Raw genomic sequence first — 13,937 nt, forward strand, 5'->3', positions numbered from 1 at the left:
CGCGCGGCGTTTTTGCTTGCTGGGCGGCGGTTGGAATGCGGGGTTCGCCCTGAAATGACGTGGCCGCCGGTGATGTGCATACCGCGTGCAGCGTTCGCGTCCGTACCGCGCGCAAGGTTCTTGAGCCCCGATCCACGCCTCCCCCTTGAAAACCCCCGACCCCGTCCCTATACTTAGCACTCGTTGGCCGCGAGTGCTAACACACCCGGTTCCGGCGGGGCGGCCATGCCGACCTGCCCAATCAAAGCGTTTCTGTTTCGAACTCAAAGAGGAGTGTGTATGAACCTTCGTCCGTTGCACGATCGCGTCATCGTCAAGCGCCTGGACCAAGAAACGAAGACCGCCTCGGGCATCGTTATTCCCGAAGCCGCAGCCGAAAAGCCGGATCAAGGCGAAGTCCTGGCCATCGGCCCGGGCAAGCGCGATGACAAGGGCGCTCCCATCGCGCTCGACGTCAAGGTCGGCGACAAGGTCCTGTTCGGCAAGTACGCCGGCCAGACCGTCAAGGTCGACGGCAACGAACTGCTCGTGATGCGCGAAGAAGACATCATGGCCGTCGTCACCAAGTAAGCGTCCCCCGCTACTGGTGTAGAAGGTTAATAAGCCTGGTGTCCGACGTAAGCGGGCACTCGCTTCATTCCCGATTCAAATAGTTTGAAGGAGCCTCAAATGGCAGCTAAAGACGTCGTGTTCGGCGACATCGCTCGCGCGAAGATGGTCGAAGGCGTGAACATTCTCGCCAACGCAGTGAAGGTTACGCTGGGCCCGAAGGGTCGTAACGTTGTGCTCGAACGCAGCTTCGGCGGCCCGACGGTCACCAAGGACGGTGTCTCGGTCGCGAAGGAAATCGAGCTCAAGGACAAGCTCCAGAACATGGGCGCGCAAATGGTCAAGGAAGTCGCTTCCAAGACCAGCGACAACGCCGGCGACGGCACGACGACGGCGACCGTGCTCGCACAGTCGATCGTCCGCGAAGGCATGAAGTACGTCGCATCGGGCATGAACCCGATGGACCTCAAGCGCGGTATCGACAAGGCCGTGGCTGCCGCCGTCGAAGAACTGCGCAAGATCAGCAAGCCCTGTACGACGAACAAGGAAATCGCACAGGTCGGCTCGATCTCGGCGAACAGCGATTCGTCGATCGGCGACCGCATCGCCGAAGCGATGGACAAGGTCGGCAAGGAAGGCGTGATCACGGTTGAAGACGGCAAGTCGCTGACCGACGAACTCGACGTCGTCGAAGGCATGCAATTCGACCGCGGCTACCTGTCGCCGTACTTCATCAACAACCCGGACAAGCAAGTCGCCGTCCTCGAAAACCCGTTCGTGCTGCTGCACGACAAGAAGGTTTCGAACATCCGCGATCTGCTGCCGGTGCTCGAACAAGTCGCGAAGGCAGGCCGTCCGCTGCTGATCATCGCTGAAGACGTCGAAGGCGAAGCGCTCGCAACGCTCGTCGTCAACAACATCCGCGGCATTCTGAAGACGACGGCCGTCAAGGCTCCGGGCTTCGGCGATCGTCGCAAGGCCATGCTCGAAGACATCGCGATCCTGACCGGCGGTCAAGTCATCGCCGAAGAAACGGGTCTGACGCTCGAGAAGGCCACGCTGGCCGAACTGGGCCAAGCCGTGCGTATCGAAGTGGGCAAGGAAAACACGACGATCATCGACGGCAAGGGCGACGCGAAGAACATCGAAGCGCGCGTCAAGCAAATCCGCACGCAAATCGAAGAAGCGACGTCGGATTACGACCGTGAAAAGCTGCAAGAGCGCGTGGCCAAGCTGGCCGGCGGCGTGGCAGTGATCAAGGTCGGCGCTGCGACCGAAGTCGAAATGAAGGAAAAGAAGGCACGCGTCGAAGACGCCCTGCACGCCACGCGCGCAGCCGTCGAAGAAGGCATCGTCCCTGGCGGCGGTGTCGCCCTGATCCGTGCTCGCGCTGCCGTGTCGGCAGTCAAGGGCGCGAACGCTGATCAAGACGCCGGCATCAAGATCGTTCTGCGCGCTATGGAAGAACCGCTGCGCCAGATCGTCACGAACGGCGGCGAAGAAGCCAGCGTCGTGGTGGCCAAGGTCCTCGAAGGCAAGGGCAACCTCGGTTACAACGCGGCAACGGGCGAGTACGTCGACCTCGTGGAAGCCGGCGTCGTGGATCCGACGAAGGTGACGCGTACGGCACTGCAAAACGCGGCTTCGGTCGCCGGTCTGCTGCTGACGACCGACTGCGCTGTCGCCGAACTGCCGAAGGAAGACGCACCGGCTCCTGGCGGCATGCCGGGCGGCATGGGCGGCATGGGCATGGACATGTAATTGGCCTAGCGCCGATTCACGGTCCCGAGGCGGTGCAAGCCGCCTCGACCTGTGCAGCATTTCCGCGGTATATCGACACCCGGCGACGGGCGTCGATTGTCGCGACTCCGTCGGTTTGAATGGGTCGTGCCCCGATCGGGGTTATCGATTCGACCGATGTGAGAAGGCCGAGTCCTGTTTCGAACAGGGCTCGGCCTTTTTCGTTTGTGGGCGGCGGTTGGATGATCGGTTCTTGCGTTGCTGCCTAATGGGAACCCATAATAATTATGGGTATGTCCTCAGATCCCATCCCATTCAAGCTTTGCGACGCGACGATGCTGCGCTTAGTGCGCGAGGCCGCGCGGGATTCGGGACGTGTGTTCGTCGTGGCCCATGCCAAACGACGCATGCGCGAAAGACAGATCACGCTGACACAGGTGCTCGATTGTCTGAGACGAGGGTCGATCTGCGAGCCCGCGTGCGTGAATATCCACGGGCATTGGCAGTGCACGCTGGCGCGTAGACATGCGGGCGACGACATCCGTGTGGCGACGGTGCTCGAGCGCCGCGATGACGCGGGACAGTGGGTCATTGTCGTAACGGTCTTTTGAGGGTGAGGAACCCATCATGTATCACTACACGGAAACCGGCCTGCACAACGTCTGGTTGGCCAACGGGTATCGCGAGATCGACACCGCGTACGGAAAGGCCGTCTCGATCGAAGATGCCGACGGACTGCATCTCGCGATCGGCCGCGCGATCGCGCACAAAAGCCGGCTCACGGAGCGCGAATTCCGCTTTCTGCGCAAGGAACTCGACTTGTCCCAGCATCGCGCCGCGGACCTGCTCGGTACGACCGAGCAGACCGTGGCGTTGTGGGAGCGGCGCGGCAAGATTCCCAAGACCGCGGACCGGATGTTTCGCGCGATCTATCTCGAGACGATCGACGGCAATGTGAAGCTCAAGGAGCTCATCGAACGGATCGCCGATCTCGACCGCCGCGACGACGACAAGATGATCTTCGAAGATACCGACGCAGGGTGGTTACCCAAGGCCGCCTAGCGTCGGCGCCGTCGGCGGGCTAGGCGGGCGTTCGTGCCCAAGCGGGCGTTGCCAGTGAGGCGGGTGTTGGCCACGAGGCAGGCGTTGGCAGCCGAGTCGGTGTCGGCCGTCGAGCGGGTGTTCGCAGCCGAACAAGCGTTCGCGGCAGCGGTGCGAACGCCGGGTCGACTATCGGGCGGGCGCCACGCGGCCGTTCAGTGCAGTGCGTCGCCGCTGCCGATGTCGCGGCTTCGCGCCGGGATGTCGGATTCCGGATCGGACGATTCCGCGTCTTCACCTTCGTTTTCACCCTTGAGCTCGTCGCCCTTGGCCCAGAAGAAACGGTCCGGCACGTAGCCGCCCATGCCCGGGCGAAACGCGCTGCGGCTCGCCTGGAACACGTATTCCTGGGCTTCCCGAACGGCTTCCGGGGCTTCGATCCCGTTCGCGAGCAGCGCCGTGATCGCCGCGGCCAACGTATCGTTCACGCCAAGCATCCGATTCGGACTGCGTTCCCACGCGTCCTGCCGAATCTGGCCGTCTTCGCCGTACAGCGTGTTGATGGCCTGTTGCGTCGTGCCGTCGATCGCGAGCACATATTCACACCCGTGCGACAGCAAATGGCTGATCGCGTCTTCCTGCGAGGGCGCTTCGGCATCCGGGTCGGGCTGCGCGAGCTGAAGGAGCGCCGACGCATCGGCGACAAGCAGGGTCGTCTGCGGCGCAAGCAATTCGGCGATCGACTCGCGCAGTTCGTCGGCCGACAGCACATGCTCGTCGTCCATCGTGAAATCGGGCGACAGGATCAGCGGCACGTCGTCGTAGTCGGCCACGACTTCGGCGATCGCGCTCGCGATCTCCGCGCGCAGCGTCGCCCCGACCTTGAATGCCGCGATCGGCATGTCTTCGAGCAGCATGCGCGCCTGATTCGCGACGGCGTCCGGGTCGAGCGCCGTGATTTCATCGGCGCTGGCCGAATCGCGCACGGCGTAGCCCGTCAGAACAGTCACACCGTGACAGCCCATGCTCGCAAGGGTCAGCAGATCGGCCTGAATGCCGGAAGCGGATGTCGGATCGGACACGCCGAAGCAAAGCACGATCGGCGGGGAGTCGTTGGCCATGTGGAGTGCGTTTCGAATCAAAGGAAGGCCAGGGTTCCGCGGGAAGCGCCGCTAGGCAGCCCTCCGGCAAAACGGTAACATCAAGCCTTCGCATTGTAGCGGATCGGCTCAGGCCGACAGCCCACAATAATTGCCTGGCGGCGCGGCCTGTTCGAGCGTGTGCGGAGACCTGATCGACGCCTGGCTCGGCCTCGCGCTGCCCGGTTTGAACGCGTCGGACCGGCCTCGGGCCGACCCGGCGCGCCTTTAGGACGCGACGACGGGAATGGAATACAAAAGCTGGATGTGCCTGATCTGCGGCTGGATCTACGACGAAGAAGCCGGCCTGCCGGACGAGGGCATTGCGCCCGGCACGCGCTGGGAAGACGTCCCGGTCAACTGGACGTGTCCCGAGTGCGGCGCCCGCAAGGAAGATTTCGAGATGGTCCAGATCTGACCGAATCGCACTCACCGGCGCACGGCTGCCCACGCGGATGGATGCTTCCTCGATTCGACTCGAAATAGGCTTCAATCCGCACGGCGGCGCGCTGCCGGATGCCGAGCAGGCGCTCGCGGACGCACGCGCCGCGGTGCGCGCGGGCACCGACCCGTTCAGCGGCGTTCACCGCGCCGCAGCAGCGTTTCGAACGGCCGGCTGGATGGCCGCCGTCTTGTTCACCGAAGCGATCGACGCGTGTACGCCGATCGCGCATATCCAGACCCCTGTCTACGACAACGCGCTCTATGCGCTGTCCTATGCCGTCTCGATGCGCAACCTGCGTGCGCTGACGCGTTCCCCGAGTCTGTTCGAATGCTATCGCGCGTTGCGTATCGCAGCGGAAGGCGAAGGCGTTCACGTCGGCTACGAAACGTTCGCGATGGCGGGGCGGATCGTGCCGAACGCGACGCTCGCGCGCATTCCCGAGCGCGACCTCGGCGCGGTCCGTGAACGGTACGAGACGGCGCTGCTCGGCGCGTTGCGCGGCGGCGTCGAGCCGCTCGTGCGCGAGTCCGCGCTCGTCGAACTCGAATGGTGCGCGTCGGCGCTGGCGGGTCCCGAGCCGCTCGACATGTGGCGTCTCGCGGGGGCGTGCTTGCGCGTCTTGCGCGAGCGCGGCATGCAGTTGTCCGACGATCGCCGGCTGCTCGCAGGCTTCAATATGCTGCTCGCCGATCAAGCCGCAGGCGCGACGCGGGCGCCGCGCGAGCTCGTGCGTAGCGCGGTCGCCTTGCTCTGGCGCGCCTCGTCGCCGCCTTCGGGCAACGCGGCGACGCGCGCCGAATACGACGCGTTGCTGCGCGACTACGGCGTGTGCGTCGGCCAGCCCGCCTCTCCCGTCGATACGCCTGAAACGCTCTGGGAAGAGGCTGCGGCGCGCGACGAAGTCCGCTCGCGGATCGCGCGCGGACTGACGGGCGACGCGCTCGAAGTGGACAGGACGCGGTATATTGGCCCACTTGTCGTGGCTGCCGGGGCCTACGAGGATTTCCTCGCGACCGCGGACGCATCGATGGTGTCGCTCAGTGACGCGGGGCGCTTGTCGTCGCCGAGTTCCGCCGATGCCGCGCACGCGTCGGAGGCCGCGTTCCGGATGGCGGCGGCCTCGGCCGCGCTGGGCCTGGGTCAGGTCGGCTTGCTGGCCGACGCGCTGGCCCTCGTTTGGCGCATGCGCGCACGCGCCGTCGCGGGCGCGCGGATGTCGAGCGTGTCGGGTGTGTCATCGCGTGCCGGGGATGCCGCGTTGTCGCAGGGTACGGACGCGTTACGCGGCGCATTGCTGCGGATTGCGGCCGGCATTCCGCCGCTGCCGCTCGATCAGGCCATCGCGAAGCTCGGCGAGCTGATCGATTGACATCCGTAACACGCCTGTTCGATTCGACCTGGGGGCTGCATGGGCGACGACAGGACAAGCATCACACGGTCGTACCGAACCACCGCATGAGACGAGAGACCCAATGCAGTCAGGCGATAGCAGCAGCGTAGCGAATATGGATTCGATGGGCGTCAAGCTCATCGACTTTTTCGACGTCACTCCGACGTCGTTATGGCTCGAAGACTACAGCGAGCTGCGGGCGCTGTTCGACCGCTGGCGCGCGCAAGGCGTCTCCGATCTGCGGCGCTACCTCGAGGACGATACGCGGCGCGTCGCCGAATGCTCGGCGTGCATCCGCGTGCTCAAGGTCAATCAACACACGCTCGATCTCTACTCGGCCAAATCGTACGACGAGCTCGTTTCGCGCCTCGACCACGTGCTGCGCGACGATATGCTCGAAGCGCATGTCGACGAACTCGTCCAGATGTGGGAAGGCGGGACCACATTCGAGAGCAAGAGCGTCAACTACGCGCTCGACGGGCGCCGTCTCGACATCCTGCTCAAGGGCGTGATCCTGCCGGGGCACGAACAGCGATGGGACCGCGTGCTCGTCGCGGTCGACGACATCACCGAACTCGAAGATGCGCGGCGCCGCACGTCGCTCAGCGAGGCCTATGCGCGCGGGATTTTCGAGTACGCGCCCGTTTCGCTCTGGGTCGAGGACTTCGAGGCCGTCAAGGATCTGCTCGACGATCTGCGCGAGCGCGGCATCACCGATCTGCGTACGTTTACCGACGTGCACCCCGAGTTCGTCGAGCGGTGCATGGCCGAGATCGAGGTCGTCGACGTCAATCAGCACACGCTCGACATGTTCAAGGCCGACAGCAAGGCCGTGCTGCTCAATCGCCTGTCCGACGTGTTCCGGGGCGAGATGCGCCATCACTTCCGCGAGCAGCTGATCGATCTCTGGGAAGGCAGGCTGTTTCACACGCGCGAGGTCGTCAATTACGCGCTCGACGGCGAGATCGTCAACATTCACCTGCAATTCTCGGTGTTTCCTGGGCACGAGAAGCACTGGGACCTCGTGCTGCTCGCGTTGACCGACATCACCGCGCGCAAGAAGGCCGAAGCGTATCTCGAGTTCCTCGGCAAGCATGACGTGCTGACCAAGCTCAAGAACCGCTCGTTCTATGTCGACGAACTCAACCGGCTCCAGCGCAAGGGGCCGTTCCCGATCACGGTCATCATGATCGACGTCAACGACCTCAAGACGGTCAACGATCAACTGGGCCACGCGGCGGGCGACGAGCTGCTGCGCCGCGCGGGCGAGGTGCTGACGAAGGCGGCGGACAAGCCGTATCACGCCGCGCGGATCGGCGGCGACGAATTCGCCCTGCTGCTGCCGGGCGCCGACGCGCGCACGGGCGAGCAGATCCTCGAACAGATCGAGCAACTGATCGAACTTAACAACCAGTTCTATACGGGCACGCGCCTGAGTTTCTCGATGGGCAGCGCGACATGCGACGGCAAGGAACGGCTCGAGGATGCGATCCGGCGCGCCGATCTCGCGATGTACGAGTCGAAGCGCGCGCACTACGATGCGAGCGGCACGCATCGCCGCCCCTGACGCTCAGTCCGGATCCAGGCGTGTGTGCTTGACGACGTCGAAGCGTTCGAGCGTGCGGCGTCGCGCGAGATCGTGATCGACGATCGGCATCGGATAGTCGCGGCCGAGCGCGATGCCGGCTTCGCTTAGCGCGGCGGGTTTCGCGCGCCACGGTGCGTGGATGTCTCGATCCGACAGGCGCGCGATCTCCGGGATGTAGTGCCGGATGAAGGCGCCGCGCGGGTCGAATCGTTCCGATTGCGTGATCGGATTGAAGATCCGGAAATACGGTTGCGCGTCGCATCCGGTCGACGCGGCCCACTGCCAGCCGCCGTTGTTCGCCGCGAGATCGAAGTCGTTGAGCTTCGCTTCGAAATAGGCTTCGCCGCGCCGCCAGTCGAGTCCGAGATCCTTGACGAGAAAGCTCGCGACGACCATCCGCAAGCGGTTATGCATATAGCCGCTCGCGTTGATCTGACGCATCGCGGCATCGACGAGCGGATAGCCCGTGCGGCCTTCGCACCATGCGGCGAAATGCGCATCCGCGGCCGGGCCGCTTTCCCATTGGATCGCGTCGTAGACGGGGCGGAACGCGCGATGCGCGCCGCGCGCGCCGACGTGCGGAAAGTGCCAGAGGATCTGAAAGAAAAAATCCCGCCAGATGAGTTCCGAGAGCCAGGTCGCGGCGCCCGCGCTGCCCAGACGTTGCGCATCGTGCGCCTCGCGCGCGAGTCCGCGGATCGAGACGGTGCCGAAGCGCAGGTGGATCGACAGATAACTCGGACCCTTGATCCCCGGAAAGTCGCGCGTACGGTCGTAGTCGGCCATGCGGTCGCGAAAATCCTCAAGCAGCGCGCTTGCGCCCGAGCTGCCCGCGGGCAGGTCCGGCGGCCGCGCATCGGGGAAACCGAGTTCGGCGAGCGACGGGATGCCGGGAACGCGCGGGCGGTCGGACGCGGCGTGGACACTCGCAGATGAGCCTTCGGCACGGTCGTTGCGTTGCGTGTCGTCGGGATGCGCCGCCGGCCGCCCGAGCACACCTGCCGTGTCGAACCATCGCGCGCCGAGCGTCGGCGGCGGCGCGAGCGCGTCTCGGTATGCGTCGACCGCATAGGGCGCGAGCGTCTCGTGCGTCAGCGCGGTGAGCCATGCGCGTTTGTAGGGCGTGAAGACCGTGTACGGGCGATTCTGACCCGTGAGCAGTTCGTCCTTCTCGAAGACGACCTGATCCTTGAACGTCAGGAAGGCGATCGACTGCGCTGCGAGCGCGCGCTCGACGTCGTGATCGCGCGCGATCGCATCGGGTTCGTAATCCCGGTTCGTGAACACCGCCTGCGCGCCGAGCTCGGCGGCGAGCGCGGGAATCAGCGCGACCGGATCGCCTCGGAGCACGGTCAGCCCGCCGCCGGATTCCCGCAATGCGGAATCCAGTTCGACGACGCAGGCATGAATAAACGGGACGCGCCGGTCGTCTCGCGGCAGCGGATCGAGAATGTCCGTGTCGAAGATGAACGTACACACGACGCGCTGGCAACGGCTCAGCGCGTGATAAAGTGCAGCATGGTCTGCGGTGCGCAGATCGCGCCTGAACCAAACGAGCCCGCAGGTGAAATCGGACATGTCGTCTGTTTGCTAAAATCTGGATTATGTCCAAGACCTCAGAGCGCATCAATCTCACGAACCAGTTCCTGATCGCCATGCCGAACATGGTGGATCCGACGTTTTCAGGAACGGTCGTCTATCTCTGCGACCACAGCGAGCGCGGCGCGCTGGGTCTCGTGATCAATCGTCCGACCGATATCGACCTGCAATCGCTGTTCAATCGCATCGACCTCAAGCTTGAAATCGAGCCGCTGCTGCACCTGCCCGTTTACTTCGGCGGCCCCGTGCAGACCGAGCGCGGCTTCGTGCTGCACGAACCGATCGAAGGCACGACGTATACGTCGTCGATGTCGGTGCCCGGCGGACTCGAGATGACCACGTCGAAGGACGTGCTCGAGGCCGTCGCGAGCGGAACCGGACCGAGCCGTTTTCTGTTGACGCTCGGCCATGCAGGCTGGGGCGCGGGCCAGCTCGAGGAAGAACTCGCCAAGAACGGATGGCTGTCCGTCGCGGCCGACCCGTCGGTCATCTTCGACGTGCCGGCCGAGGATCGCCTGTCCGCCGCGCTGTCACTGCTCGGCATCAGCCCGTCGATGCTGTCCGGCGAAGCGGGTCATGCCTGACGCGGCCGTGACCGTCTACCCGAACCGAGGGCGCACGTGAGCGATGCCGCCACGTTGCTCGCCTTCGACTACGGCGAGAAACGCATCGGCGTCGCGGTGGGCAATACGCTGCTCAAGCAGGCCCGCGCGCTCACGATCATCGAGAACCGCAATCGCGACTATCGCTTCGAAGCCGTCGGCAAGCTGATCGGCGAATGGAAGCCGCAGGCGCTCGTCGTCGGCTTGCCGCTCCATCCGGACGGCGCCGCGCATGAACGCACCCAGCTCTGCAAGCGTTTCGGCAACCAGCTCAACGGCCGCTTTTCGTTGCCCGTGACATGGGTCGACGAACGCTATTCGTCGGCCGCCGCGGCCGACGCGCTCGGGCGCGATCACGACCTCGACGCCGAGGCGGCCCGCATCATCCTCCAACAATTTTTCGACCAGCCATGACACCGTTCGACGCCGAAGCGCTCTACACGGCGCTGCGCGAGCAACTGCGCGCGGCCTACCCTGACTGGACCCGCGCCGACAGTCCCGTACTCGCGGGCATTCATACCGGCGGCGCATGGATCGCCGAGCGGCTTGCCGCCGAATTCGGCGTCGAGGACTACGGCACGATCAGCGTCGCCCTGCATCGCGACGACTATTCGCGCCGCGGCTTGCAGGCCGAGGCACGCGCGACGTCGCTGCCGTTCGCGATCGAAGGCCGCCGCGTCGTGCTCGTCGACGACGTGCTCAATACGGGTCGCACCGTGCGTGCGGCGATCAACGAACTCTACGACTTCGGCCGCCCGGCCGCCGTCGAACTCGCCGTGCTCGTCGACCGCGGCGGGCGCGAATTGCCCTATGCGGCGCGATTCGCCGGCGCCGTCGTCGACACCGTGCCGGCCGGCACGACGCTCGTGCTTGAACGTGATGAGGCCGGCGCTTCCGGACGCTTCACGTTCGGAAGCGAAGCCGCGCGCGCATGAGCGCACGTGCGCGCCGGCCCGAACCCGATACCGCGCATGGCATCGTGCGCGCTCAGGCGAGCGGCATCGCGGTGAACGCGATCACGTGTGCGCGCCGCACGCCGTGCGCGGCGGATCGCCTCGCCGGTACCCCCGACACGGGCCGCCTTGCCGGCACCCCCTTCATTTACGAGCAGGAATCGTCATGAGCACCGCAACCCAGCCCGCGCCGGGCGCCGCGCAACCGATGCGCCAGGGCTTTCTCCGACACAACCCGCAGCTCACGCGCAACGGCGAACTCAAGCATCTGCTGACGATCGAAGGCCTGCCGCGCGACATCGTCACGCACATCCTCGATACGGCCGATCAGTTCGTCAGCGTGACCGATCGCGACGTCAAGAAAGTGCCGCTGCTGCGCGGCAAATCGGTCTTCAACCTGTTCTTCGAAAACTCGACGCGCACGCGTACGACGTTCGAGATCGCGGCGAAGCGCCTGTCGGCCGACGTCATCAATCTGAACATCAACGCCTCGTCGACGAGCAAGGGCGAGTCGCTGCTCGACACGATCAACAACTTGTCGGCGATGCATGCGGACATGTTCGTCGTGCGTCATGCGTCGAGCGGCGCGCCGTATCTGATCGCGCAGCACTGCGCGCCGCACGTGCACGTGATCAACGCGGGCGACGGGCGCCATGCGCACCCGACGCAGGGCCTGCTCGACATGTACACGATCCGGCACTACAAGAAGGACTTCCGGCAACTGACCGTCGCGATCATCGGCGACATCCTGCACTCGCGCGTCGCGCGCTCCGATATCCACGCGCTGACGACGCTCGGCGTGCCCGAGGTCCGCGCGATCGGTCCCGCGACGCTGTTGCCCGGCGGACTCGAGCAAATGGGCGTGCGCGTGTTCAACAATATCGAGGAAGGCCTCAAGGGCGTCGACGTCGTCATGTGTCTGCGCCTGCAGAACGAGCGGATGAGCGGCGCGCTGCTGCCGTCCGCGCAGGAGTACTTCAAGAGCTACGGTCTGACGCCCGAGCGCCTCGCGCTCGCGAAACCCGATGCGATCGTCATGCATCCGGGACCGATGAATCGCGGTGTCGAGATCGATTCGGCGGTCGCCGACGGACCGCAGTCCGTGATCCTGAACCAGGTGACCTTCGGGATCGCCGTGCGCATGGCCGTGATGGGCATCGTCGCGGCGAACAACGACTGAGGCGCGAGAGAAAACACGCAATGAAGATTCATATCAAGGGCGGCCGTCTGATCGATCCGGCCGCCGGCACCGAGCACGTCACCGATGTCTTCGTCGCCGCGGGCAAGGTCTGCGCCGTCGGCGCCGCACCCGCGGATTTCACGGCGAATCGCGTGATCGATGCGACGGGCAAGCTCGTCGTGCCGGGTCTTGTCGATCTGTCCGCGCGACTGCGCGAGCCGGGCTACGAGTACAAGGCGACGCTCGAATCGGAGATGCACGCGGCGCTCGCGGGCGGCGTGACGAGTCTCGTATGCCCGCCCGATACCGATCCCGTGCTCGACGAGCCGGGCCTCGTCGAGATGCTCAAGTTCCGCGCGCGCAATCTGAACCAGTCGCATGTGTATCCGCTCGGCGCACTGACGGTCGGCCTCAAAGGCAAGGTCATCACGGAGATGGTCGAGCTGACGGAGGCCGGCTGCGTCGGCTTCTCGCAAGCCGATGTGCCCGTCATCGATACGCAGGTGCTGTTGCGCGCCTTGCAGTACGCGACGACGCACGGCCTGACCGTCTGGCTCCGGCCGCAGGATGCGTATCTGTCGGCGGGCGGCGTCGCGGCGAGCGGCGCGATCGCCTCGCGTCTCGGGCTGCCCGGCGTGCCGACGATGGCCGAGACGATCGCGCTGAACACGATCATCGAGCTCGTGCGCGCAACGGGCGCGCGCGTGCACCTCTCGCATCTGTCGTCGGCCGCGGGCATCGAGCGCGTGCGCGAGGCGAAGAAGGAGGGTCTCAAGCTCTCGTGCGACGTCACGATCAATCATCTGCATCTGACCGAAATGGACATCGGCTACTTCGATTCGCAGACGCGTTTCGATCCGCCGCTGCGCACGCAGCGCGACCGCGATGCGATTCGCGCGGGCTTGCTCGACGGGACGATCGACGCAGTCTGCTCGGACCACACGCCCGTCGACGACGACGAGAAGCTGCTGCCGTTCGCCGAGGCGTCGCCGGGCGCGACGGGACTCGAACTGCTGTTGTCGTTGGTCGTCAAATGGGCGCGCGAAGCGCATGTGCCGCTGCCGAATGCGATCGCGAAGGCGACGCTCGCGCCGGCGCGCGTCTTGGGTTTCGACGCGGGGACGATCCGCGCGGGTGCGGTCGCCGACATTGCGATCGTCGACCCCGATGTAGAGTGGATGGTCGAGCCCCGCGCGCTCAAGAGCCAGGGCCACAACACCCCGTTCCTGGGATATGAACTGCCGGCGCGCGTCAAGACGACGATCGTGGCCGGCCACATCGCCTACGAGGCCAAATGAAGACGACGATCCGCAATGAAGCGGCACGGCTTTGGTACGCATTGAAAATCGCGGCGGGCCAGAATCCGGCCGCGCCCTCGAAAGCGGCCAAGCGGGCGGCTCGCCCGCTGCGGGCACGCCATCCGGCGCTGGTCGCGCTCGCGCGCGCCGGGCGCAAGAGCGTGCAGGCCGAGCATCGGCGCGTGGCGCAGGCCGATGGGCGCCGGCCCGCCTATGCGCTGCCTTATAGTCCGAGTCCGAGCCCGCGCGCATTGGCGCGACCCGTCGAGCCGCGTGCCGTGGCATCGGCGCGTGTCGACGGGGACGCGGACGTCGTCATGTGAGTGTGCCGCCGGATGGCGCTACGGTCGTACGTGTCGGATCGTGGCGCCGCGGATCGATCTGCGTTGGAGCGTGCCCGCCCGTACGCGTCG

Annotated in this window: 16 protein-coding genes; 14 read left to right on the forward strand and 2 right to left on the reverse strand. The window is 65.4% G+C overall.

Annotated features, from left to right (window positions below; all coding sequences use genetic code 11):
• Positions 1-279 precede the first annotated feature (279 nt).
• The 4 genes from D7S86_RS03795 to D7S86_RS03810 all read left to right on the forward strand — a co-directional run bounded on the left by D7S86_RS03795 (position 280) and on the right by D7S86_RS03810 (position 3,351).
• Positions 280-570 carry a co-chaperone GroES gene (locus D7S86_RS03795; RefSeq protein WP_121083551.1) on the forward strand — a complete coding sequence of 97 codons (291 nt, stop codon included), beginning with the start codon at positions 280-282 and terminating at the stop codon, positions 568-570.
• Positions 571-669: 99 nt separating this feature from the next.
• The gene (groL, locus tag D7S86_RS03800) at positions 670-2,310 is read left to right on the forward strand and encodes a chaperonin GroEL (protein ID WP_121083553.1); all 1,641 of its coding nucleotides are present in this window, start codon (positions 670-672) and stop codon (positions 2,308-2,310) included.
• A 272-nt stretch (positions 2,311-2,582) separates the two neighbouring features.
• The gene (locus tag D7S86_RS03805; RefSeq protein ID WP_240647972.1) at positions 2,583-2,900 is read left to right on the forward strand and encodes a DUF4258 domain-containing protein; all 318 of its coding nucleotides are present in this window, start codon (positions 2,583-2,585) and stop codon (positions 2,898-2,900) included.
• 16 nt (positions 2,901-2,916) lie between these two features.
• Positions 2,917-3,351: a helix-turn-helix domain-containing protein gene (locus D7S86_RS03810; protein WP_121083557.1), complete on the forward strand. Its 435-nt coding sequence runs from the start codon at positions 2,917-2,919 to the stop codon at positions 3,349-3,351.
• 194 nt (positions 3,352-3,545) lie between these two features.
• Here D7S86_RS03810 and thiD read toward each other — a convergent pair whose 3' ends face one another.
• Positions 3,546-4,451, reverse strand: coding sequence for a bifunctional hydroxymethylpyrimidine kinase/phosphomethylpyrimidine kinase (thiD, locus tag D7S86_RS03815; protein ID WP_121083559.1), 906 nt, complete (start codon positions 4,449-4,451; stop codon positions 3,546-3,548).
• A 265-nt stretch (positions 4,452-4,716) separates the two neighbouring features.
• Here thiD and D7S86_RS03820 point away from each other — a divergent pair, with 265 nt between their 5' ends.
• From D7S86_RS03820 to D7S86_RS03830, 3 genes are all read left to right on the forward strand, one after another.
• Positions 4,717-4,887, forward strand: a complete 171-nt coding sequence (locus D7S86_RS03820) for a rubredoxin (protein ID WP_121083561.1) — start codon at positions 4,717-4,719, stop codon at positions 4,885-4,887.
• A 37-nt stretch (positions 4,888-4,924) separates the two neighbouring features.
• Positions 4,925-6,283, forward strand: a complete 1,359-nt coding sequence (locus D7S86_RS03825; RefSeq protein ID WP_121083563.1) for a FimL-related protein — start codon at positions 4,925-4,927, stop codon at positions 6,281-6,283.
• A 103-nt stretch (positions 6,284-6,386) separates the two neighbouring features.
• Positions 6,387-7,871 carry a sensor domain-containing diguanylate cyclase gene (locus D7S86_RS03830; RefSeq protein ID WP_121083566.1) on the forward strand — a complete coding sequence of 495 codons (1,485 nt, stop codon included), beginning with the start codon at positions 6,387-6,389 and terminating at the stop codon, positions 7,869-7,871.
• Positions 7,872-7,874: 3 nt separating this feature from the next.
• Here the strand turns inward: D7S86_RS03830 and D7S86_RS03835 are convergent, their stop codons facing one another.
• The gene (locus tag D7S86_RS03835) at positions 7,875-9,470 is read right to left on the reverse strand and encodes a cryptochrome/photolyase family protein (RefSeq protein ID WP_121083568.1); all 1,596 of its coding nucleotides are present in this window, start codon (positions 9,468-9,470) and stop codon (positions 7,875-7,877) included.
• A gap of 26 nt (positions 9,471-9,496) precedes the next feature.
• Here D7S86_RS03835 and D7S86_RS03840 point away from each other — a divergent pair, with 26 nt between their 5' ends.
• From D7S86_RS03840 to D7S86_RS03870, 7 genes are read left to right on the forward strand one after another with little or no spacing between them, the layout of a single operon-like run.
• Positions 9,497-10,075 (forward strand): YqgE/AlgH family protein, encoded by a 579-nt coding sequence (locus tag D7S86_RS03840; RefSeq protein ID WP_121083570.1) that lies wholly within the window; start codon positions 9,497-9,499, stop codon positions 10,073-10,075.
• 36 nt (positions 10,076-10,111) lie between these two features.
• Entirely contained in the window at positions 10,112-10,507 is a 396-nt protein-coding gene (ruvX, locus tag D7S86_RS03845) for a Holliday junction resolvase RuvX (protein ID WP_121083572.1), read from the forward strand.
• The gene (gene pyrR, locus D7S86_RS03850; RefSeq protein ID WP_121083574.1) at positions 10,504-11,028 is read left to right on the forward strand and encodes a bifunctional pyr operon transcriptional regulator/uracil phosphoribosyltransferase PyrR; all 525 of its coding nucleotides are present in this window, start codon (positions 10,504-10,506) and stop codon (positions 11,026-11,028) included. Before ruvX ends, pyrR begins: the two co-directional genes overlap by 4 nt.
• Positions 11,025-11,216 (forward strand): hypothetical protein, encoded by a 192-nt coding sequence (locus tag D7S86_RS03855; protein WP_121083576.1) that lies wholly within the window; start codon positions 11,025-11,027, stop codon positions 11,214-11,216. Before pyrR ends, D7S86_RS03855 begins: the two co-directional genes overlap by 4 nt.
• Positions 11,213-12,226 carry an aspartate carbamoyltransferase catalytic subunit gene (locus D7S86_RS03860; RefSeq protein WP_121083578.1) on the forward strand — a complete coding sequence of 338 codons (1,014 nt, stop codon included), beginning with the start codon at positions 11,213-11,215 and terminating at the stop codon, positions 12,224-12,226. The genes D7S86_RS03855 and D7S86_RS03860 overlap by 4 nt, the downstream gene beginning before the upstream one ends.
• A 20-nt stretch (positions 12,227-12,246) precedes the next feature.
• Positions 12,247-13,524: a dihydroorotase gene (locus D7S86_RS03865; protein ID WP_121083580.1), complete on the forward strand. Its 1,278-nt coding sequence runs from the start codon at positions 12,247-12,249 to the stop codon at positions 13,522-13,524.
• A complete protein-coding gene (locus tag D7S86_RS03870) occupies positions 13,521-13,847 on the forward strand; it encodes a hypothetical protein (RefSeq protein WP_121083582.1) in 327 nt (108 codons plus the stop codon). Before D7S86_RS03865 ends, D7S86_RS03870 begins: the two co-directional genes overlap by 4 nt.
• The last annotated feature ends 90 nt before the right edge of the window (positions 13,848-13,937 follow it).

The organism is Pararobbsia silviterrae, assembly GCF_003628125.1.
In the GTDB taxonomy this organism is placed as follows: Bacteria; Pseudomonadota; Gammaproteobacteria; order Burkholderiales; family Burkholderiaceae; genus Pararobbsia; species Pararobbsia silviterrae.

Coding starts and splice junctions, on each gene's coding strand:
- D7S86_RS03795 (WP_121083551.1), top strand. CDS start 280: ATGAACCTTCGTCCGTTGCACGATCGCGTCATCGTCAAGCGCCTGGAC.
- groL (WP_121083553.1), top strand. CDS start 670: ATGGCAGCTAAAGACGTCGTGTTCGGCGACATCGCTCGCGCGAAGATG.
- D7S86_RS03805 (WP_240647972.1), top strand. CDS start 2,583: ATGTCCTCAGATCCCATCCCATTCAAGCTTTGCGACGCGACGATGCTG.
- D7S86_RS03810 (WP_121083557.1), top strand. CDS start 2,917: ATGTATCACTACACGGAAACCGGCCTGCACAACGTCTGGTTGGCCAAC.
- thiD (WP_121083559.1), bottom strand. CDS start 4,451: ATGGCCAACGACTCCCCGCCGATCGTGCTTTGCTTCGGCGTGTCCGAT.
- D7S86_RS03820 (WP_121083561.1), top strand. CDS start 4,717: ATGGAATACAAAAGCTGGATGTGCCTGATCTGCGGCTGGATCTACGAC.
- D7S86_RS03825 (WP_121083563.1), top strand. CDS start 4,925: ATGGATGCTTCCTCGATTCGACTCGAAATAGGCTTCAATCCGCACGGC.
- D7S86_RS03830 (WP_121083566.1), top strand. CDS start 6,387: ATGCAGTCAGGCGATAGCAGCAGCGTAGCGAATATGGATTCGATGGGC.
- D7S86_RS03835 (WP_121083568.1), bottom strand. CDS start 9,470: ATGTCCGATTTCACCTGCGGGCTCGTTTGGTTCAGGCGCGATCTGCGC.
- D7S86_RS03840 (WP_121083570.1), top strand. CDS start 9,497: ATGTCCAAGACCTCAGAGCGCATCAATCTCACGAACCAGTTCCTGATC.
- pyrR (WP_121083574.1), top strand. CDS start 10,504: ATGACACCGTTCGACGCCGAAGCGCTCTACACGGCGCTGCGCGAGCAA.
- D7S86_RS03855 (WP_121083576.1), top strand. CDS start 11,025: ATGAGCGCACGTGCGCGCCGGCCCGAACCCGATACCGCGCATGGCATC.
- D7S86_RS03860 (WP_121083578.1), top strand. CDS start 11,213: ATGAGCACCGCAACCCAGCCCGCGCCGGGCGCCGCGCAACCGATGCGC.
- D7S86_RS03865 (WP_121083580.1), top strand. CDS start 12,247: ATGAAGATTCATATCAAGGGCGGCCGTCTGATCGATCCGGCCGCCGGC.
- D7S86_RS03870 (WP_121083582.1), top strand. CDS start 13,521: ATGAAGACGACGATCCGCAATGAAGCGGCACGGCTTTGGTACGCATTG.